The sequence below is a fragment of the Acinetobacter sp. MD2(2019) genome (assembly GCF_035615615.1).
Lineage (GTDB): Bacteria > Pseudomonadota > Gammaproteobacteria > Pseudomonadales > Moraxellaceae > Acinetobacter.
Map to the genome: position 1 here is coordinate 50,525 of NZ_VTDU01000003.1, position 21,509 is coordinate 72,033.

At 41.5% G+C, this 21,509-nt stretch carries 22 protein-coding genes; 7 read left to right on the forward strand and 15 right to left on the reverse strand.

Annotation, left to right across the window (positions count from 1 at the left end; genetic code table 11):
- Positions 1-150: 150 nt before the first annotated feature.
- From I2F62_RS02555 to I2F62_RS02585, 7 genes are all read right to left on the reverse strand, one after another.
- Complete coding sequence (locus I2F62_RS02555) at positions 151-1,671, reverse strand: UvrD-helicase domain-containing protein (protein WP_324625456.1); 1,521 nt, start codon at positions 1,669-1,671, stop codon at positions 151-153.
- Between the two features lie 9 nt (positions 1,672-1,680).
- On the reverse strand, positions 1,681-2,472 hold the full coding sequence (hisIE, locus tag I2F62_RS02560; protein ID WP_324625457.1) for a bifunctional phosphoribosyl-AMP cyclohydrolase/phosphoribosyl-ATP diphosphatase HisIE: 792 nt from the start codon (positions 2,470-2,472) through the stop codon (positions 1,681-1,683).
- 105 nt (positions 2,473-2,577) lie between these two features.
- A complete protein-coding gene (locus I2F62_RS02565; protein ID WP_324625458.1) occupies positions 2,578-3,660 on the reverse strand; it encodes a patatin-like phospholipase family protein in 1,083 nt (360 codons plus the stop codon).
- Between the two features lie 77 nt (positions 3,661-3,737).
- A complete protein-coding gene (locus I2F62_RS02570) occupies positions 3,738-5,357 on the reverse strand; it encodes an ABC1 kinase family protein (RefSeq protein ID WP_324625459.1) in 1,620 nt (539 codons plus the stop codon).
- A 12-nt stretch (positions 5,358-5,369) separates the two neighbouring features.
- A complete protein-coding gene (locus I2F62_RS02575) occupies positions 5,370-6,041 on the reverse strand; it encodes a hypothetical protein (RefSeq protein WP_324625460.1) in 672 nt (223 codons plus the stop codon).
- A 13-nt stretch (positions 6,042-6,054) separates the two neighbouring features.
- Positions 6,055-6,999: a bifunctional demethylmenaquinone methyltransferase/2-methoxy-6-polyprenyl-1,4-benzoquinol methylase UbiE gene (gene ubiE, locus I2F62_RS02580; RefSeq protein WP_324625461.1), complete on the reverse strand. Its 945-nt coding sequence runs from the start codon at positions 6,997-6,999 to the stop codon at positions 6,055-6,057.
- A 125-nt stretch (positions 7,000-7,124) separates the two neighbouring features.
- The gene (locus I2F62_RS02585; RefSeq protein WP_324625462.1) at positions 7,125-7,835 is read right to left on the reverse strand and encodes an FFLEELY motif protein; all 711 of its coding nucleotides are present in this window, start codon (positions 7,833-7,835) and stop codon (positions 7,125-7,127) included.
- 233 nt (positions 7,836-8,068) lie between these two features.
- On the opposite strand from I2F62_RS02585, the gene I2F62_RS02590 reads away from it, so the two are divergent.
- Positions 8,069-8,935, forward strand: a complete 867-nt coding sequence (locus I2F62_RS02590) for a pirin family protein (RefSeq protein WP_324625463.1) — start codon at positions 8,069-8,071, stop codon at positions 8,933-8,935.
- A 45-nt stretch (positions 8,936-8,980) separates the two neighbouring features.
- On the opposite strand, the gene I2F62_RS02595 is transcribed toward I2F62_RS02590, so the two are convergent.
- Positions 8,981-9,709 carry an META domain-containing protein gene (locus I2F62_RS02595; protein WP_324625464.1) on the reverse strand — a complete coding sequence of 243 codons (729 nt, stop codon included), beginning with the start codon at positions 9,707-9,709 and terminating at the stop codon, positions 8,981-8,983.
- Between the two features lie 270 nt (positions 9,710-9,979).
- Complete coding sequence (locus I2F62_RS02600) at positions 9,980-10,903, reverse strand: pirin family protein (protein ID WP_324625465.1); 924 nt, start codon at positions 10,901-10,903, stop codon at positions 9,980-9,982.
- A 184-nt stretch (positions 10,904-11,087) separates the two neighbouring features.
- On the opposite strand from I2F62_RS02600, the gene I2F62_RS02605 reads away from it, so the two are divergent.
- Positions 11,088-12,764 (forward strand): PglL family O-oligosaccharyltransferase, encoded by a 1,677-nt coding sequence (locus tag I2F62_RS02605; RefSeq protein WP_324625466.1) that lies wholly within the window; start codon positions 11,088-11,090, stop codon positions 12,762-12,764.
- A 72-nt stretch (positions 12,765-12,836) separates the two neighbouring features.
- Here I2F62_RS02605 and bfr read toward each other — a convergent pair whose 3' ends face one another.
- The 6 genes from bfr to gmk all read right to left on the reverse strand — a co-directional run bounded on the left by bfr (position 12,837) and on the right by gmk (position 17,706).
- Entirely contained in the window at positions 12,837-13,307 is a 471-nt protein-coding gene (gene bfr, locus I2F62_RS02610) for a heteropolymeric bacterioferritin subunit Bfr (RefSeq protein ID WP_324625467.1), read from the reverse strand.
- A gap of 244 nt (positions 13,308-13,551) precedes the next feature.
- Positions 13,552-13,746, reverse strand: a complete 195-nt coding sequence (locus I2F62_RS02615; protein WP_324625468.1) for a bacterioferritin-associated ferredoxin — start codon at positions 13,744-13,746, stop codon at positions 13,552-13,554.
- Between the two features lie 155 nt (positions 13,747-13,901).
- Positions 13,902-14,279: a RidA family protein gene (locus tag I2F62_RS02620; RefSeq protein WP_324625469.1), complete on the reverse strand. Its 378-nt coding sequence runs from the start codon at positions 14,277-14,279 to the stop codon at positions 13,902-13,904.
- A gap of 148 nt (positions 14,280-14,427) precedes the next feature.
- Positions 14,428-16,536 carry a RelA/SpoT family protein gene (locus I2F62_RS02625; RefSeq protein WP_324625470.1) on the reverse strand — a complete coding sequence of 703 codons (2,109 nt, stop codon included), beginning with the start codon at positions 16,534-16,536 and terminating at the stop codon, positions 14,428-14,430.
- 196 nt (positions 16,537-16,732) lie between these two features.
- Complete coding sequence (rpoZ, locus tag I2F62_RS02630; RefSeq protein WP_324625471.1) at positions 16,733-17,011, reverse strand: DNA-directed RNA polymerase subunit omega; 279 nt, start codon at positions 17,009-17,011, stop codon at positions 16,733-16,735.
- Between the two features lie 74 nt (positions 17,012-17,085).
- Entirely contained in the window at positions 17,086-17,706 is a 621-nt protein-coding gene (gmk, locus tag I2F62_RS02635) for a guanylate kinase (protein ID WP_324625472.1), read from the reverse strand.
- 129 nt (positions 17,707-17,835) lie between these two features.
- On the opposite strand from gmk, the gene ispH reads away from it, so the two are divergent.
- From ispH to I2F62_RS02660, 5 genes are all read left to right on the forward strand, one after another.
- Positions 17,836-18,786: a 4-hydroxy-3-methylbut-2-enyl diphosphate reductase gene (gene ispH / locus I2F62_RS02640; protein WP_324625473.1), complete on the forward strand. Its 951-nt coding sequence runs from the start codon at positions 17,836-17,838 to the stop codon at positions 18,784-18,786.
- 126 nt (positions 18,787-18,912) lie between these two features.
- Positions 18,913-19,371, forward strand: coding sequence for a pilus assembly FimT family protein (locus tag I2F62_RS02645; RefSeq protein WP_324625474.1), 459 nt, complete (start codon positions 18,913-18,915; stop codon positions 19,369-19,371).
- Positions 19,361-19,897 carry a type IV pilus modification protein PilV gene (pilV, locus tag I2F62_RS02650; RefSeq protein WP_324625475.1) on the forward strand — a complete coding sequence of 179 codons (537 nt, stop codon included), beginning with the start codon at positions 19,361-19,363 and terminating at the stop codon, positions 19,895-19,897. The genes I2F62_RS02645 and pilV overlap by 11 nt, the downstream gene beginning before the upstream one ends.
- A gap of 1 nt (position 19,898) precedes the next feature.
- Positions 19,899-20,801 (forward strand): prepilin-type N-terminal cleavage/methylation domain-containing protein, encoded by a 903-nt coding sequence (locus I2F62_RS02655; protein WP_324625476.1) that lies wholly within the window; start codon positions 19,899-19,901, stop codon positions 20,799-20,801.
- On the forward strand, positions 20,798-21,502 hold the full coding sequence (locus I2F62_RS02660; RefSeq protein ID WP_324625477.1) for a pilus assembly protein PilX: 705 nt from the start codon (positions 20,798-20,800) through the stop codon (positions 21,500-21,502). The genes I2F62_RS02655 and I2F62_RS02660 overlap by 4 nt, the downstream gene beginning before the upstream one ends.
- The last annotated feature ends 7 nt before the right edge of the window (positions 21,503-21,509 follow it).

A 21,509-nucleotide genomic window follows, 5' to 3' on the forward strand; every position in this document is an offset into this window, starting at 1 on the left:
AGTATAAAAATGCTGCATATACGATTTGATTATACAGTAAGCATTAGATCTTGCTAGGATTTTTACATTATGTAGCATGCTGAGGCATATTGAGTGTTGAACAGCACAACAGGGCGTTAATATTCTGTTTTTTAAATTTTTTTGACGCAATTAAGCTTCAGTGCTGCTTTTATTGGGCTTGGCTTTTCTAAGTGATGCGGGCATTTTCACTTTGAGTTGTTGCACTAAGTCGTAAATGTGATGAATATTCAGGCTGCTTTTTGCCCGTGTTGCAGCAACATATAACAGACGCAATTCTTCATCACTAATTTTGTGGTCGTTCTGATTCACCTTAAACTGGTAATCATCTTCTAAATGAACCCGTTCCCATTCGAGCCCTTTGGCTTTATGTGCGGTTGAAATTACATAATCGGCCTGTGCGATAGGCGTAATTTTGTCGAGTGCTTTTTTTAGTGGATTGGTGCCGTGATCATCAACCAATTTCACCAACGGTTTGATATCACTGCCTTCGTGTGTTTCACAATATTCGTGTACGTCATGCCACGAATTAAACCATGCCAATTCAGGAACATCGGTGACTCGTTTGCCTTGTTTGAGCATACTTGCCGCATCAATAAATTTACTAATTTTGGCATGATCTGCTTGTAAACTGACTTTATCGCCATTAACCAAACCGGCTAATAGCAACTCCATCGCTCGGGCGTTGGTACGGCATAAAATAGCATCGCGCTTCTTGGTGTGTGGTTTGTTATATACACTCGATTTTTGCTGCGGATTGCCATGCAACGGCACGGTTTCTTTTAATCCTCCCAACAAAGCATTGGCAACGTCGGCAATTTCATCGCCAAAACGGAACGATGTGGTCAGGCGAGATTCGGGCAACGGCAGTTTTTGCATGGCGTTAATGGCACCACGCCATGCGTAAATTTGTTGATGTGCATCACCCACATAAATCACTTGGGTATTTTTTTGTTTCAGCAAAATGCCAAGCATGAGCGGATCGGCATCCTGTGCTTCATCAAATAACACATAGTCTGCCGGAATATACGGTTCAGACAGTGCCCATAATTTTAAATAAATATCGTGCCCAATACCGGCTTGGTGCTGCGGGTGAATTGAATCGAGCCAACGTCTTTCTAAGGCAGGGTATAAATGTTGTTGTAATGCGGGAATATCGTCGTCATGTAACCAACTCGGTGCCTGAATATGTCTGGGCGCAGGATATTGTGAGTTGGTCGAGCAAAAATAGCCGACGGCATTCACAACAATGCTGGCCAATCGACTTGGCATTAAGACATATTTTTCATAGCGTCCGCCCATTAACCGACGCAAGGTAATTGGTTCGAGTCGGTATTCTTTGGCAACAAAACTTGGGCTGAGCCGAGGAAGGCGCAATTTGTCGGTGATTTCACGTGGAACACTGCGATACGCCAACGAGTGAAAGGTTCGACTGTCGATATTGCGATGAAATTTTTGTTGGGCTTCACTGGCAATGGCTTTATTGAACGCCAAATACATGCCACGCCGTTCGGGCATGGCATCACTAATCATTTGTAACGTGGTGGTTTTACCAGTACCTGCATAAGCCACGACTTTAAACGATTCTCCCAAACGGGCATTATCGATAGCAATGGATTGTTCATAGGTGGCTTGATGCGATGGTTTGTGCATAAATTTGACTTAGTGCGCCTGACGATTGGCTTTTTCAACCAAGCCAGACAAACCTTGGCGGCGTGCCAGTTCATTGAGCACCAGTTGAGGGTCGAGGTCGAAATAACCGAGCATCATAATGCTATGAAACCAAAGATCTGCCACTTCATAAATTAAGTCATTTTTATTGTCTTCAGAAGCATTTCGGTCAAAATCTTTAGCCGCAAGAACGGTTTCTAAGCTTTCTTCACCCACTTTTTCTAAAATTTTATTTAAGCCTTTGGCATACAACTTGGCCACATAAGAACTGTCAGGGTCGGCGTGTTTCCGTTCTGCCATCATTTGGCCCAAATACGCCATGACTTCAAGTTGTTCGGCTTGTGCATTCGAGGCATTCATGGCTTGCGTATGCGGATTGGTCGATGCTGCACTTTTGCCGTAAATTTGCTCGGGGTCCTTAAGTTGTGTATCGACAATTTCCCAGCCATTTTCAGTTAATTTACGATAAAAACACGATTCCCGCCCAGTATGACAAGCAATGCCACCGTGTTGTTCAATTTGTAACACAATCACATCGGCATCGCAGTCTAAGCGAATTTCATACACGCTTTGAAAATGCCCAGATTCTTCGCCCTTGTGCCAAAGTTTTTGTCGAGAGCGCGAATAATAGACCGCTTGTTTTTTTTCGGCGGTGCTTTGTAAAGCTTCGCGGTTCATCCATGCCACCATCAGCACACGGCCTGTTTGATGATGCTGTGCAATAGCAGGTACTAAGCCTTGTTCGTTAAATGTTACTTCATCGAGCCACTGCAAATTATTCATGAAAAATCACCAAAAGGATAAGTGTAAAAAGGCAACATCTGAAACAAGCTATAGTGTACGGCATCTGTGCCGTTTTCTAAAACGAATATTTACAGCATTTTGGCCTTATAAGTCTTGAAGATGTTCGGCAAAATTTTGTTTTTCAACCATCTCTAAAAACTCATCGCCCAAACGCTGGCTTTCGGTCACCGATTGCTTCCACATTTGAATACGCGTTTGATCATCTAAACCTTTTAACACAAAGTCTTTGCGGTCGGGTAAGCGCTGCAAAGGTAATGCATCTAAATAACTTTGTGAGGGTGAAATCAGTAAGGTACGCGCTTGGTTTTGAGGATTGGCCTTGCGCGATTTAAACATTTTATCGAACCAACCGGGCGTAATTTGGTTGCTAAAATGAGGATATAAAACAATGCCTTGACTTTCAAATGGCAGGTCGATGTGGTAATCAATCAAGCCGCCATCTCGATATGCACCTTGCGGTGCATCTGCAATGTTTTTAACCGCAGGCGCAACACTGGGAATAGAACCAGAAGCCATTAACCAATCGGCCACATTATCCTGATTAAAATGAAGATAATGGGTTTTGAAAGCATCGGGTTGAATATGAAATTGCGGAAACTGTGCTGGTTGACAAATCACACGTTGCATAAAGTGACTTAAGCGATCGCGCGAAAGACTATTGGCAACCACAATACCCAATAACGCGCTGTAAAGCGCCAGTTTATGGTCACTCTGAAACTGCTTTTCGGCTTTGGCCGCAATAATGGTGAGATGATAGTCCGGATGGCTGATTAAATGTTGCGTACCTTGCGCCAGAATATTACTTAGCATTTCACGAGAAATGATTTCAATGTCCTGCATGGTCATCTTTGTATGAAAGCGCAAGTGACTGTACAGCTCGGCTAGGCAGGCAGGGCCGCGCTTGGCGCCTTGGGCAATCATTGCAGCAAAGCGCCAAGCACCCACAGAGGATCCCACCAAAAAGCGTCGCTGTGGTGCTTGAGTTAAAAAGTCGGCAAAAATGGCTTGGTCTAAACCAGTTAAGCCAATGCCTTTAGGCCCGCCCGCAGCGCCCGGAATAATATCGACGTCTTTGGCTTGTAGCCCATGTTGTAAAATATGTTGTTTAGCCAAATGCCCGACACGCAAATTCAGGGCAGGCGGATGTTGTTTTAAAATATATGTCATAGATCATTTTTATAAATAATGAATTTGTAGTTCAGTCGTTTTTACATTGGCGCATCGTGTAGATACGCCAAGTGCAATTATTTTATGATACGCCAAAAGGCGATGAAGCTTGCACACAGTATCAGCGCAATTGAAATATACCAAGGCGAGATGATGGCAATGCTGAGTAAAATAGCCACCATGCTGCCGAATAACCAACTGCGGCGCTGTTGCATTTGCATTTGCAGGCGAAGTTGTTGCAGTTCTTTTAATTGGCGGTCTTGCCATGCCGATTGATTTTTCAGACCATTTAAACTGTCGACAATTAAACTCGGAATATCTTGTGCACCGAGTAACAAATCAGGAATTTGCTGCCCCAGTTGTTTAATATTCTTCACCGGATCCATATTCGACTTGACCCATTCAGTCAGAATTGGCTTCGCGAGTTTCCAAATATCGAGTTGCGGATATAAATCTGTGCCTAAGCCTTCCACATGGACCAATGTTTTAAGTAACAGCATCAGTTGTGGTGGAATTTCAAGATGAAAGCGCCGTGCAATATCCATGACTTGCAATAAAATGCCAGCAAAATCGAGTTGATCCATTGGTTTAGACACCATGGGCCCAACGGTACGGCGCATTTCACGCGCCAGCGTGTCTTGGTCGGTGCCCGGTGGAATCCAGCCGGCATGATGCACAATTTGTATCAGCTGCATGAAATTGCTATTCATAACCGCCAATAACATGCGTGCAACCGTCATTTGGTCTTGTTTAGATAACTCGCCCATAATGGCGCAGTCGAGTGCAATATAGCGCGGTTGACTTGGATTCAGTGTTTCAACAAACACATTTCCCGGGTGCATATCGGCATGGAAAAAATTGTCCCGAAATACTTGGGTGAAGAAAATGGTTAAGCCTTTTTCTGCTAAATCGGCACGATCCATCCCCAAACGGTCGAAGGTTTCGGTGTCTGAAATGGGTACGCCTGTAATGCGCTCTGCCACCATCACATCTGTGCTATCCATATACACTTCAGGCACATACATCATGCTTGAGCCCGTGAAATACTGACGCATACGGCGGGTGTTATCTGCTTCTAAGCTTAAATCGAGTTCATTTAAAATGGTTTGTCGGTAGCTTTGAATAATTTCGGATAAATGCAACGCGCGCGCGGCATCTAAACGGTTTTCTAAGAACTGACCTAACCACGTTAAAATTTCAAAATCTTGAATAATTTGTGCACGAATATTGGGCCGAGTGACTTTTACCACCACTTCTTTGCCGTCGTGCAATGCTGCGGTATGTACTTGTGCAATTGACGCTGCAGCCAATGGCTTGTCATCAAAGCGCAAAAATAGGCTGTTGATGTCGGCTTTGAGTGATTGCTGAATTCGCATTTTTGAGACATCGCTGTCGAATGGTTTAACGCGGTCTTGTAATAACGTCAATTGTTGTAAAATTTCAGGTGCAATTAAATCGCGACGGGTCGAGAGCAATTGCCCTAATTTAATCGCTAAAGGCCCCATATCCTCTAGCGCTTCTTTTAGCTTGAGCGGATTTTTACGTTCTTTGCTTGACCATGCCGCAGGGTGTAAATGAATGAGTTTAAGTAAGGGACGAATTTTAATAGGCACATCTTCCGCAGCGACCAACGTGTCGAGTCTATAGTGCGCAGCAATGCGCCAAAGTTCGAATAAACGGGAAATGTGCGGAATCATTAAAAGTGTCACCTAAGTTTGATCGGGAGAGATGTGCTGCTGTAATGCTTGAATTCGTGCGTCTAAGCGGTCAAGGTTTTGCTGTAATTGCCGGCTGCCTTGCTGTAATTGATCCATTTGCCAACGTGGGGCAAGTAATTGGCTGTCTTCTTTTAACGCATCTTCGACAAAGAATAATTTACTTTGTAGGTTTCGTTTCAGTAATTGTGGAAGTTGTTGCAATTTTCCCAGTTCATGCGCAGCGGTGCTGCCAATCCATGGGGCAAGTTTACTTGCAAGGTCGGGGTGCATCTGTTGCATAATCTGCTGAATACTTTGCAACAGGCGGTAATCGCCTGAAAGTGAAATATTGCCGACGTGTTGCGCCGAGACAAGTTTCACTAATTCCACAATATTTTTAACCCCTAAGGTTGCTGTGGCTTCAATCGCTTGTTGTTTTGTTTCGCTGCTGAATTGCCCTTGCGGCTCAAAAATAGATTCTTGCTCGGGTTGACCTGTGGCCGTTGTTTCTAGGCGAATACGGTCAAGGTCAAAAAATACATCAACACTCATGTGTGGATGATCAATACAGACACGTAGCAACTGACCATGTAATTGGTTGAGTTGCTGACGGCTAATAGCATCTAAATCAATGGTTTGATTGATGAGGCGTTCGGCTGCACCCAGAGCAAGAATTGACCACATAGATGGTGCCTTTTTACAGTTTAAAACCACGGTGAACGGCAACAATACCGCCAGTGAGGTTGTGGTAGTCGCAGTTTTGGAAGCCAGCGTTTTGCATCATGCCTTTTAAGGTGCGTTGGTCTGGATGCATACGAATCGATTCAGCCAAGTATTTATAACTTTCTGCATCGTTGGCAATAATTTTGCCCATAATTGGCAGTGCAGTAAATGAATACAAATCGTACAGTTTTGAGAACGGTTCGAATACAGGTTTTGAAAATTCTAAAATGAGTAAACGGCCGCCTGGTTTAAGTACACGGTACATGGCTTCTAAAGCGGCATCTTTATCGGTGACGTTACGTAAACCAAAGCTGATGGTGACTAAGTCAAAACTATTATCGGCAAAAGGTTCTAAGGTTTCTGCGTTGGCAAGAACGAAATCGACATTGGTGCAGCCTGCGTCGAGTAAACGATCACGCCCAACATTTAGCATTGATTCGTTAATGTCAGATAACACCACATGACCTTGCGGCCCGACTTCACGGCTAAATACTTTGGCTAAGTCGCCTGTACCGCCGGCAATATCTAAAACGTGCTGTCCACGACGCACACCAGACATGTTAATTGCAAAACGCTTCCACAAACGGTGGATGCCAAAAGACATCAAGTCATTCATGATGTCGTATTTGCTGGCAACCGAATGGAACACTTCGGCAACTTTTTGGGCTTTATCTTCAGAGCGAACCGTTTCAAAACCAAAATGTGTGGTTTCGCCCACGTTGTTGGTTTTGCCTGCGCCGCGGGGTAAATTATATTTTGGAATGCTATGCGTAGTTGTGTCGGTATTTAAGGCATTCAAGCTTTCTTGCTGTCCTTGTGCGGTGCCTTCAGGCAATGGTGCGGTTAAAAATGGACTGACTTTTTTAGAAGTTTGTGTCGACTCATTCACGGTATTTGGTGTTTGTTGTTCATTTGACATGAGTCTCTCCTCATCACCCGTTACAAATAATTTAAAATTGCCAAATGAGGGTGTTTTAACATTTGGCATGGACTGCCCATAATATACAGAAAAAACCGAATCTTGTGGATGTTTATCAACAGTGCTTATACAGGATGAAATGGATTCGGATGACCTGCATGTACCTTTTGAATCACTTGTCGCTCTTGCGCGGTAAATTTTTTCACAAATTCTTCAGCCGATTTTAACGGTTTTAAGGCGATAAAACCGTCACTCATAAAATCGTACATGGCTTGAAATTGGTGTTTATACGCCACCGACTTACACATTTTAAAGGCGGTTTGAATAATAAAGGAACGTAAATAAGTGTCGAGGAAGCCACCAAATTCATCTGCCATGCGCAGTTGTTTTAAACGTAAATCCGCCTGATTCAAACGAATGTAGGTTTGACTCATCATCTGATCAGTTAAAGTTTCATCAACAGAATAATCTTGTAGCAGTTGTTTTGCGACTTGTTCATCGAGTTCAACCGCTAAAATGGCCAATTCAATGCCATGCGTTCCAGTTTTAATGGCATTTTCAGGAATCAAGCTTTCAACTTTATGCGCATGTTTTGCCAACCGTGCAATTTGTTGGGCTAAAATGTCGAAATCTGGACCGCCATACAGTCGGTCGACAAAATACGCGGCCATCAGTTGATTATTTTTCGCTGAAAATAACGCCTGATGCGAGGCTTTTAAACGCGCCTTTTGCCACGTTTGAACGTCTTGCAAACGCTGAAATAAAACAGGATCTTGATGGTATTGGAGTGCCTGATAGCGTTCTAATAAATGATCGAGTGCAGCAAGTTTAGACATTGGCTTGAAAAAAAGATGCAAAAGAAACTATCTTAAAACACTGGCTTGAAAAAGAGTGATATTTTTTAGTATTCATCTCGTCATTAACGAATAAATAAGCCTTAAATGAATCAGCTCATTCAATTTTATCGTTCTGTTTTCACGATATACGTTTGCTATTTTGGCATTTTTTTGCCGCACAAGGAACGATAAAATGAAATGATCTCGCGATTAAGAAGAAAGGAGTGCTGAGCATGAAAAAAATCATTGGTATGTACCACACGCAGCAGCAACATTGGGTGGGTGACGGTTTTCATGTGCGGACGCTATTTTCTTATGCGCAATTGGGGCAGGCATTAAGTCCTTTTTTATTGCTGGATTATGCAGCACCTGAATATTTTACGCCCACCCAAACCCCACGCGGTGTTGGCTCGCATCCACATCGTGGTTTTGAAACCGTAACGCTTGCCAAGCAAGGTGAAGTTGCACATAAAGACTCACGCGGTGGTGGTGGAACCATTCAAACTGGCGATGTGCAATGGATGACAGCCGGTGCCGGTTTATTGCATGAAGAATTTCATTCACATGCCTTTAGTGAGCAAGGTGGGGTGCTTGAAATGGTGCAGCTGTGGGTTAATTTGCCGGCAAAAGACAAAATGACCCCGGGGAAATATCAAGCCATTCGTGCTGATGAGATTCCTTTGGTTGCTTTAGATAATGCCGGCAGCCAATTGCGTGTCATTGCGGGTGAATATCAGCAGCAGCGAGGTGCGGCAACGACTTTTAGTCCAGTCAATGTTTGGGATGTGCAATTTGCAGTACATCAGCAGCATCAGTTTCGCGTACCGAAAGGGCATACAACATTATTGGTGGTTTTATCTGGTGAAGTGCAGATCAATCAAGCGCACATAGTACAGCCCAATAGCGTGGTTTTATTTGACCGTGAAGATGAGCAGCCTTTTTTAGTGCATGCTATGCTTGAAAGTGAGTGTGTGATTTTGACTGGTGAACCTTTAAATGAGCCCATTCAAGGGTATGGGCCGTTTGTTATGAATACGCAAGAAGAAATTATGCGGGCGTTTCACGATTTTCAAAGTGGTCAATTTGGCGTGATGGACTAAGTCACGCTTAAAAAAATGCCTCTAATCAATAGAGGCATTTTTGACTTATAAAACCCGTTGTTCAACGGTCATATCGTAAATAAAGACATTGCCTTGCACAGTTTTATATTGTTTCACCCGAATGATTTTGGCAATTTTGGGGTCGTGTTGATAGCCTTGAATTGGAGTGTTTAGCACTTGCCATGTTGCAGGTGTGTTTTGCTTAATGCCATTTTGGTCGTAATGAATTTCTCGAACACGTAAACATGCTGTTTGGTCATTACATTTTTCGAGTTGTGGTGCGACTTCAAAAAATACCGTTTGCGCCTGAGTTTGATACTTAATTTCAGGCTTTAAGCTGCCGGTCAGTTGGTATTTTTGACCTTGTGCGGTATTTAGCGTTAAGGTCGGTGCGTCTTTGGTGCCTGTAATTTGATATTGTAAATGCTGCTGGCTAAATACTTGTATTGACCAGCGCTCAAGTTGCATTTTTTCTGGCGAACACATCATCATGGTCGATGCTAAAGGGGTGGTCGCAACATGCTGAGCATCTGCCTGTTTCCACGTACCTGACTGGTTATTACATGGAGTTTGAATCAATAAGTTGCCTTTGGCATCAAAATTAACTTGAACACGCTCAGACTGACCCGTCGGTTGATATTGCCACATATAATCATTTAATTGTTGTGTGGCAGCGGTTGTATTTTGTGTGGCGGCTTTAGACGGTGCAAGCTGACAAGCAGTTAAAAAAAGAGCAGAACTTGCTGCCATGAATAAATATAATTTTTTATGCATAAAATACTCTCTATTTTTAGCTGAATAAAACCGACCATTTTTAATGATAACAACAGGGAAGAGCCAACTTGAGCTCCTTTTTTAATACCTATTTAGCCTACAAATTTGTTTGCAAAATTTCAGTTTTATTTTGGTTAAATCGCACAGAAAACTGTTTTAAACATTAACTGCGCGTGAATAGAATTAATACTGTATATTCAAATTTTATTCTTTTTAATCAATCATATTATCGAGATGGCAATATATTTAGGTGTTTAGGTGTTTAGGTGTTTAGGTGCTCGATTTTATATGCGCGGGAAAAGGCGGTGCCGTTAGGCGATGGCCTGTATAACTTGGAATGTTGCCAAAACGTGGATGATGATCTATCCAGTCTTGATTGGCTTGTTTTAACTCTGCTTCTGTTCGAGCGACAAAATTCCACCATAATAAAATAGGCGGTGTAAATGGTTCACCACCAATCAGTAGCACACGACTGTTGGCTTCGAGTTCAATATTTAAGGTATTAAAACCTGTTGAAAGCACAAACATATTTTCCATTTGTAAGCGCTGATGCTCGACTGTTGCCGCACCTTCAAGCAATAAAATGCCGTATTCGAAGTCTGGACGTAATTGAAGCACCGTTTTTGCAGCGCTTGGCGCGTGGATATCTAAACTAATTAAAGGCGTGTGAACTTCTACGGGCGACTCTAATCCTAAATAATCACCGACCAAAATAGTGAAATTTAACGCATCTTGGTCTATTGTTGGTAAGTCGGGATAATGCTGAAACTTCGGCGGCATATTGCGTAGATGATCAGGTAAGGCAATCCAAAGTTGTGCGGCATGCAATTGGGTTTCGTGTTTTGGAGTTACTTCGGTATGAGAAATACCGCAACCTGCAGTCATTAAATTGACCTGTTTGGGGCGAATAAGTTGTTCCGAGCCAATACTATCGTGGTGCATTAGCGTGCCTTCAATCATCCACGTAAAGGTTTGTAGTCCAATGTGCGGATGTGGCCCAACATTAAGTCCATCATTTTGTTCAAACTGGGCAGGGCCAGCATGGTCCAAAAAGCACCATGCACCAATCATGCGTTTATGTCGGGATGGCAGGGCACGTTGAATGCGGGTGCCATTCCCAATTTTTGCGCCACGTAAGGCAATTTCTTGTAATTGCGCTGTGGCTGCCGAAGCGTCTTCTGATGATGTTGTCATTATTCTACCCTGAAGATATTTTGCCTAATGCGTTGTGGGTGTTATTTAATCAGTTGGTTTTATTTTTATCTATTACATAGGCACTTGTCAAAACTGCTTCATATTTATTCACAATAAAACTCAATGCCGATTTGTGCTGCATCCTCTATACTATGCGCTTTATTTTTCTGCTTGTACTTTGTCTATGCAAAGATATCTGTTGCTGATTGTTGCGTTGCTGTTAGGTTTGTCGTGGCTATCGCCTTTTCATTATACCCCTTGGTTGACCTTTTCAAGTGAATTGCTGGCTTATGCAGCTGCGTTATGTTTGCTTGGTATGTATAGTGAAAAATCCTTATTTTTTCCAAAAATACAGCTGCCTTTGCTCTTCATTGCATGTATTCCATTGTTGCAATTTGGCTTAGGGATTGAGTTGTATTGGAATAAAGCGTTGTTGTCATTTTTGTATTTATTTGCCTTTATGAGCATGGTGATTGTGGGCAATAACTTAGGTCAAGAACAGTACTTACGCCAAAAAATAATGTCAGGATTTGCCTTGTTAACCTTTATTGTTGGGCTGTTATGTGTCGCGATGGCATTGCTGCAATGGCTTGACTTAGAAGGTGGTTTAAGACAAGTCATGATGCAGCTGCGTGGTAACCGCCCGTATGCCAATTTTGCGCAGCCCAACAATATGGCAACGTTTTTAATGATGAGTTTAATGGGTTGTTTATATTTATTTGAAACACGCCGTTTACCGACGTGGCTGATCTCGCTTGGAGCGGCTTTCTTGGTGTTTACCATCGCTTTAAGTCAATCTCGGACGCCTTGGGTGGCCTGTTTCGTTTTTAGTGTGTATTTTATTTGGAATAAAAATAGTTTACAGCGCTTTAAGATGCCGCATTTGGCATTTTGGGTTTTAGCCTACATTGGCTGTTTGCTCTTGGTTCCTGCATTAAATAATTTGTTAGTACAATTAGGATTTTCGCATTCTCAAATGGGCGATGTCATTGAACGTGCCAGTTCAAGCCATTCTCGCTTTAATATTTGGATGCAAATGATTTATGCCATTCAGCAACATCCATGGTTAGGTTATGGCTGGAATCAAACCAGTGTTGCACAGCTTGCAGGCGCAGATTTCTTAGCACATAACGAACGAACCAATAGTGCGCATAATTTAATTTTAGAAATGCTGGTTTGGAACGGGGTAATTTTAGGCACGGCAATTGTTGCTTATGCCATGTGGTGGCTGGTAAAACTGTTAAAACAACGCGATCGAGAATCTGTGATTGCGATGGCTACGGTTGGCTGTGTGCTCATTCATGCAATGTTCGAATTTCCGCAAAACTATGCGTACTTTTTATTCCCAATCGGATTTTTACTTGGCTTAACGCAAGCCAATATGCCTAAGCTTAGCAGCATAGAAATTAAGTCCTCGATCAACACCACCATTTTGGTGATTGGTATTTTGCTCTACGGTTTAATTTGGCGCGATTATCTAAATTCGGTAGATGTATTAAACGAGGCGCATAAACATTCAGATCAAGGCTTACCGTTTAAACATAGCCAAAAAATTTATGTTCTAGATCAATTTGAACATCGGGCAGATTGGTATGTGTTGAATCGTTTTAGCAAATGCACTGATGCGCAATTGGCCGATTTTCATCGCGCGGTAGTAATTACCCCAACCCATTACGATCTATTTAAATACGCACAGTTGTTGGCCTATAACGGCAAAATGCAAGAGGCCGCGCACCAACTTCAATTGATTCGTGGGTTATATCAAACCGACCATGCGGCCAGTGAATTATTGGTGGCCAAAGACCAAAATGGCCGTGCATTAAGTCTTGCAGTTTCTAAAGCTTTGGTGCCACATCATTAATGATCAATCTGTAAATAAGGCTATAAAAAAGCAGCTTCAATGAGCTGCTTTTTTATGGGTCAAAAATAATGCTTATTTTGACATGTTGCTTTGAATGTAATTTTCAATAGTTACTTGATCGACAAGGTCGATTTGCGTAGTTGCCCAATCTAAATATTCTTCTTCTGATTCTAAGATTTCTTGCACTAAATCACGAGAAACGTAATCTTGCTGTTGTTCAGACAATTTAACTGCAACTTGTAGTGCTTCAATGTTTTCTTTGACTTTACGCACGTCACAGTTCAACACTTCAAGGGTATGCTGTCCAATATACAATTTACCCAAATGCTGTAGGTTCGGCAAACCTTCTAAAAACAAAATACGTTCAATAATTTTGTCTGCATGTTTCATTTGGCGGATCGATTCTTTATATTCAGCAGAACCTAATTTCTCAATGCCCCAATCGTTAAACATGCGTGAATGTAGAAAATATTGATTAATGGCGGTGAGATGATGGTATAAAACTTGATTAAGTTGTTGAATAACTTCGCGATTGCCTTTCATAATTGTTTCTCCGCCCAAATAAAATCTACTGACAATTAGGCGACTATATTAACCAATTCACTTTTAATCTGCGAGTTTTTTATAGAACAGCAAATGAAAATCACAATCACATACAGTTTCTTATGTGCATGATTATAAAAATAAAACCGCCAAAATTTCTTGGCGGTGGGAAATGGTGATTTTTAACACGATCATTTTATATAATGATTCTTTTTTTATCGTTGTTTTTTATTTTTATAATTCATTAAGCCGCTACGCCAAGACGCGCAGCAATGGCTGATAATTCTTGATTAATGACATCACGCGCTTCGGGTGCACAGCGACCACAGCATGTACCCAAATCAAGCAATTCGCGAACTTCACGGAAACTTTCAGCGCCATCGGCAATCGCATCTTTGATATCTTGGTCTGTTATACCGCGACATAAACAAACATACATTTGCACACCTTCGGTTAAATTAAATACGATGATTGATATTATTGATAATTATTATCGTTTGTCAATTAAAATCATTTTAAAAACGATATTATTCTCATTGGCTTTTTGAATAGAAAAAAACCACCTAATCGGTGGTTTTAAAAACATCAATAAAATCAGATAACAACAATACCATCCATTTCTACTAATGCGCCTTTAGGCAAACTTGCAACACCTAATGCGGCACGAGCAGGATACGGCTGTGCAAAATATTCGCCCATAATTTGATTCACTAATTGGAAGTGAGACAAGTCAGTTAAGAAGATATTCAGTTTAACGATGTCTGCCAAAGAGCCATTAGCCGCTTCACAGACGGCTTTTACGTTGTCGAATACGCGGCGGATTTGTGCTTCAATGCCATCAACCAATTCCATGCTGTATGGATCTAAACCAATCTGGCCTGAAAGATATAAAGTATTCCCAGCAAGAATGGCTTGTGAATATGTTCCAATTGCAGCAGGTGCATTTTCAGTATGAATAACTTGGCGTGACATCAACGAACTCCTTTAAATCGCTATTTATAAAATGAGTAAACGCAAGAAATGCGGCAAAGCTCAGATTTTTTTGCCATTTTCTGTTTAGATATTTCTGATTCGCTTTATATATAGCATAAATTCGTTTCAGCTTGCCAGTGTATTCCGATTAGGCAGGTTGCTTGGTTTCAGTCACCGAAAGCGGCGCATCTAAGCGTAAAATGCGTGGAAAACCAAACAGCATACGTAATTCACGAATAATCTCGGCAATTTGTAGTCGGTTATTCACTACAATATTGACGTAAGTTTTATTGTCGTGCGCATGAACCGCTTCAACGCCAGTTTTGGCTTTACGGCATTGATAAATCAACTCAGAGATTTGTTCATCATTCAGATTCATATCAATCGATAAATATGCAGTAAAACTGACATCTTCTGTGTCTTCGGTATTCCATTGCAGCAGCATGATATTTTCAGGATGCAAGTGCTGTTCGTGCAACAGATTATGGCAGCGCGCACGATGTACAATTAAGCCACGGCGTGACAAATGGCCTTGAATCGGATCGCCAAGTACAGGATTGCAACAACGGCCATATTTTACATCAATGCCATCGGTTCCTTGAATGAGGCGATGCGAGGATTGGATTTCTTTGCTGCTGGTTTCGAGTGCAAATAAATGATTGGCAACTAATTGTGGCAGCAAGTCGCCGGTTGCAATCTGTTCAAATAAATCGTTTTTGCTTTGAACATGTCGCCATTGTAAAAGATTGAGCCAATCTTCTTCAGAAAGCTCGCGTGAAGACAGATTAAATAGGCGTAATGCACGATTAAGCGCTTGTTCACCGACCATACGCTGTTCATCAATATCTTGTTCACGCAGAATATTTTGAATGGCGCGGCGGGCTTTTTGAGTATTAATAAAGCTGAGCCAATCGGGATTCGGTGTGGCCAGAACATCAGTGATTATTTCAACCACTTGGCTGTTATGCAGCGGGGTAGAGAGCGGTTTGCTTTCCCCATCAATTTTGGCCCCAATGGCATGGTTGCCTAAGAACAAACTGGCAGCATAAGCAAAATCGATGACTGTGGCACCTTGTGGTAATTCGTGTAATTGTCCATGCGGGGTGTAAACCCAAATTTTTTCTTGGTGCAAATAGTCGAGCAAGTCATTAAAAGTGGTTTTTGCGCATTCGCCATCCATTAAGGTATTTAGGTTTTTCATCGAGGCTTGAATGGCAGAACGACAGGCTTGCGGCGCATTTTCGCCCAGTACAACACCAAAACGTGCCGCTTTACGCATCAGTTCGGTTTGAATGGTTAATGATAAAAAGGTTTGTTCACCTTTTAAAACCATTTTCAACGATTGATTACCACCGGGCAATGGGCGGCGGATATGATCTTCATACACAATCACCGTAAAGCTTTCTTTTAAGATATCCACCAAGCGATCGCAGTCGGAAATGCTATTTAAAATAATTTCAAAGGAATGACTGCGGGTTAAATCGTGTAAATTGATACGGTTTTTAATAAAATTACGAATCAGGCCAATATTGTTATCTTGTTTTTTAATACGCCCGGTAATTAAGTATTGCTGTAATAAATGGCTTAAATTCTTTTCCCAGACTTGCTGATATTCACAACGTTTCGGACGCGTTTCTAAAAGCGCGCTCTGAATTTGGTTAAACATATCTAAATCAAGATTTTGATAACACAGATATTCTAAATTGTCGGCCATTTCGTTCATACCCACAATGCGCGCCATCGGTACAAAAATATCGAAGGTTTCTTGGGCAATTCGTGCGCGCTTGTCTGGGCGCAGTGCATCTAGCGTGGTCATATTATGGTAGCGGTCGGCCAATTTAATAATAATGACACGTGGATCTTGTAAAGTGGCTTGCAAGATTTTACGAAAAGATGCGGCTTTATTGACTTGTTTGTCGCTAGAATGCGTCAGTTTGGTGACACCATCGACCAGTTCTGCAACGGTTTTATTAAATTTTTGGGTAATTTCTTCTTTGGTGAATTCGGTGTCTTCAATGACATCGTGCAATAACGCTGCCATAAGCGTTTCAGGGTCTAAACGCATGCGCGCTAAAATACAACTGACCGCAATTGGATGCAGGATATATGGTTCGCCACTTTTACGTGTGATGCCGCTGTGAGCAAGGTCAGCAAAATCACAAGCCGCAAGTACTTGTTCGACGACACTTGCTTCTAAGTATTCATCGATAATAACTTTGAGCTGCTGCTTCGCTTGGCTGACATCTTCACCTGGCATAGACCACCTTTAAATTACAAAATATCCGAGTTCTCTAATGAAAAACATTCTGCCTAGATTGTCAAATTTTCGTTAACAAAAAGTACATAATTTTTTTCATTAAACCGATTGGTTTAGCCTATTTGGAGGTTATTTAGGCGGTACAAAGAAAAAAGCCTAGTTGGGCAAACTAGGCTTTTTTGCGAAAAATGTAAAGTTAGAAAGTAAAACCTTCTAAACCTAAACTATTCGCCGAAAGAGCAAGGTCAAGACTTGAAGTTTGATAATCTTGATCACGTTGCTTCAAGATATCTTTGCTTACATGTCCGATTGCAATTTCACGTAACGCAACCACAGTCGGTTTGTCATTGTCCCATTCTACAGTTGGTTCAATTCCCTGACGGGCTAATTGGCGCGCACGTTTACTTGCCACAAGAACCAATTCAAAACGGTTGTCTACGTGGTCTAAACAATCTTCAACAGTTACGCGTGCCATAACAAATCTCTTATCAGTTAAATTTAACTAGACTGCAAAGTATAGAATGCTTTGCCGATATACTCAAGTTTTAATCAACTTTCAGGCTTTAACAATTGAGCAATTAATTTTTGATGACGATGGGCTTGTTGTAATGTGCCTAAGCGATTGGCATTGACAATAGAATCGAGGTCGTGAAGCGCCTTGTTAAAATCGTCATTAATAATCACATAATCAAAGTTTAAATATTGCTGCATATCTGCCACAGCACAATCTAAACGATGTTCAATCACTTCAACCGCATCGGTACCGCGGTTAGATAAACGCTGACGTAAATCGAATTGGCTAGGCGGTAAAATGAAAATTTGAATCGATTCAGGGAACAATTTACGAACCTGTTCGGCACCTTGCCAGTCAATTTCGAGTAAAACATCGTGCCCTTTGGCAAGTTGCTGTTTTACTGTGGCCTGCGATGTACCGTAATAATTACCAAATACTTCAGCATATTCAATAAAACCACCTTGGTTGACTTGTTCAAGGAAGCTTTCTTTACTGGTAAAATGATAATGTACCCCGTCGAGTTCGCCTGGACGCTGACCCCGTGTGGTATGAGAAACTGAAACATGTAAATTGCTGACACGTTCAAGAAGGGCTTTTACCAGTGATGTCTTGCCCGTTCCTGATGCAGCAGAAACGACAAACAATAGACCCGACATGATATTTTTCCTGATATGATAAAATATCGTCTCTATTTTAAAGTAGAGTGCCGCTAAACTGAATAGTTTGTGTCACGAAGATACAAGAATTTCAGATAAATTGCTTTTAAGTGTGAAATTGAGGACCTTATGGAAATTGTATTGGCTAATCCCCGTGGTTTTTGTGCAGGCGTAGACCGAGCAATTGCAATCGTCAATCGTGCACTTGAATGCTTTCAACCGCCGATTTATGTGCGTCATGAAGTGGTACATAACAAATTTGTGGTGGATGATTTACGTCAGCGCGGTGCCGTTTTTGTTGAAGAATTAGATGAAGTACCTGACGATAACATTGTGATTTTTAGTGCGCATGGTGTATCTAAGGCGGTACAACAAGAAGCCAGTCGCCGTGGTTTAAAAGTGTTTGATGCGACTTGTCCTTTAGTGACCAAAGTACATATCGAAGTGACGCGTTATGCCCGAGAAGGGGTAGAAGCCATTTTAATTGGGCATCACGGTCATCCTGAAGTTGAAGGCACCATGGGGCAGTATGATCTGTCAAATGGTGGTGCCATTTACTTGGTTGAAGATGAAATAGATGTGGCTGCACTTCATGTTAACCATCCTGAAAAAGTTGCTTTTGTGACCCAAACTACCTTGTCGATTGATGATACCGCCAAGGTAATTGATGCATTGCGTGCCAAATATCCAAGTATTCAAGGGCCACGTAAAGATGATATTTGCTATGCCACGCAAAACCGTCAAGATGCGGTGCGTGACTTGGCAACCCAATGTGATGTGGTTTTGGTGGTGGGATCGCCCAATTCATCAAATTCCAATCGTTTAAGAGAGCTTGCTGAGCGCATGGGCAAACATGCCTATTTGGTAGATAATGCCGATCAACTTCAATTCGAATGGTTTGAAAAAGACAGTCGTATTGGGGTAACCGCTGGCGCATCTGCACCTGAAATTTTAATTAAACAAGTGATTCAGCGCTTACAAGATTGGGGCGCGCAATTGCCAAAAGAATTAGATGGGCGTGAGGAAAATATCACCTTTAGTTTGCCGAAAGAGTTAAGAATTCAAGTCACGCAAGCTTAAAATTTTTATTAGATTTAAAAGCGGATAGGATGTTATCCGCTTTTTTGTACCTTTTGTCTGTATCGTATCGTTATTGTGATACTGCGTAGTATAATTTTTAAAGAATAAAATAGGGGGAAGGTCGTAATGCGACCAGTAAGGGGTTTTACATTAATTGAACTGGTCATCACCATTGTGGTGTTGGCAATTATTGCCACAATGGCTGCTCCATCATTCTCCCGTATGATTTTACGTCAAAACTTAAATAAAAGTGCCCGTGAATTGGCGATTGTTTTGAATGACGCACGGGTGGATGCTGTTTTACATCACAATTCTGTGGGGGTTAGTCTTGATTCTACCAGTACAAATTGGCAGCCTGCAGGTAAATCTGTTTTGGTATCAAACATAAAAAGCATAACCTTTCGTTCAGATGGATTGGTGCAAGACCCAAGCAACACAGCGCAGCCTTTACAAAGTGAACAGATCACTTTTCTGCTATGCGATCAACCACAAGAACAGGCAGCTTATTCACAACAAGTGAGTATTTCTCGCATGGGAACAATCCAGCAAGGGGCATTAGTTGAAGGGGGGTGTCATGCAAATTAAGACTCAACAAGGTGTGGGTTTGTTAGAAGTCCTAGTTGCCCTGATGTTGTTAGCAATTGCAGTACTTGGTTTTGTCGCGTTGCAATTACGTGCGGTGGAGGCGACATCTGAAGGATTTAATCGAATTCAGGCGATGAATATTGCGCGTGATTTGGCTGAAAAAATAAGAATGAATAATAGCTCAGATGCTATTTCGGCTTATCAAGATATATTAAGAAATAATACAGCAACGAGTCAGGCAAGCAGTACGGGTGGCTCGTGCTATACATCAAGTTGTTCTCCAGCTGATAAGGCGCGATCCGATGCAAGAGAATCTTTTCAACAAGCAAGCAATGCTGGTATGACATTAAGTATGATGGTTTGTCCTGCAACATCGAGTGGACGACAGTGTATTTATGTGGCGTGGGGAAAAACACAGCCTACCGATACAACGGTGAGCGATAGCACTAGTGCCTGTACGAGAAGTACTGGTTCTAGTTTTGCTTATGTCGATAATTCAACCTGTATTGTGATGGAGACGTATTAATATGCAGAAGTCACAACAAGGGTTTACGCTTATTGAGCTTATGGTTTCTTTGGTTTTAGGGCTCATTATTATTGCTGCTGCCACCATGTTATTTATTGCGGGTCAAAAAAGCTTAGCGTTACAACAAGGTTCAGCAGATATTCAAGATAATGCCAATTTTGCTTTAAATTATATGACACGAAATATTCGCATGGCGAATTTAGATAGTTCATCTGTGAATATGGTTGGAACTCCTGAGGGTAACTCAACCAATTTGGGTAGCGGTATTATTTTTAGTACAAAACAATTATTAGATGTGACAGCAGTATCACAAAGTGCTGTGAGTGGTACTTCAAATGTTACTGTTGGAAGTGATCAATTGGTTATTCAATATTTACCTACGCAAACACAAATTACCAATGGGTTGTATGACTGTGAAGGGACTAAAGTTGAAGATACTTCAACTTATGTCATAGAGCGCTATTTTGTTCGTGCCGATAATCATCGAGCAGCGAATGAAACAGCGGAGAATGCTTTAGGCTTGGCTTGTGCTGCGGGGCGTTCAAATAATATTGCTGCTTTTAATGCAGCAAATGGTCAAATTCTTATGAAGCGTGTGGATTATTTTCATGTGCTGTTGGTGGTGCAGGATAGTTCAAATAACTTGCGAGATATGAGCATTGCTGATTATTTAAGTCAAACACCTACGGCGCGTATTTTAGGTGTGAAACTCGGCATTTTAGCCCGTTCAAGTCAATCTATTGGGGCGGATTCAAATGTAGATTCAAGGAATAAAAAGCCCTTTAATGTTTTAGATCAGGCAGTCACTTTAAATAGCACCATTCAAAATTCAAATGTGAAAAATCTACGCCAAGTTTTTATCCAGTCCGTTGCAATGCGCAATGCATTAGGGGGGCGTTCATGATTATTCAGCGACGTGCTCAGCAAGGGGCAACTTTAATTATTGTTTTGATGATTTTATTGTTGATTATTATTATTGGAACTTTAGCCGTTAAGCAAAGTTTAGTGTCACTTAATATTGCAACTGCTGGGCAAGCGCAGCAGTTATTGTTTGAAAATTCTGATACGGCATTATTTCGTGTGGAAGACCCAAAGCAAGTTGAAACTCAGCTAGCAGCCAATGGTATGTTTGCTTATTTTGACTCTTCAGACCATGCACAAGATCAATTGGTCTTTTGTTACGAAGGTAAAAATGACAATTTCTTTAGTTTGCAAAATGCGAGTGTTATTTCTTCAGATGGCACGATAACAAAAAATGGTAGTGCTGGGTTCTGTACGGAAAAATCTTATACGACAGGCCGATCTGCAATTGTGTCGCAGGTTTATTTAAGCCTCGCAAGTGCTTCATCACAACCATTAGTGAATTTAACAGTAGGAATGAGTACTGGACAAACTGCCAATATTTCAAATGCCACGAAACAAATCACAGTGACAGTAATTTCGGTACTGCCAGGCCTTACTGCTTATACACCTGCAAATTTAGAAGCCTGTTTTAAGAAGAATCAAGATGATGTGGGAGCATGTTTTAAACAACTTAATGTTCCATATAACATTCAGCGTGCAGATTACACAGTAAGTGCCGCACCAACTTTAAAAACATCGTAATGGATTG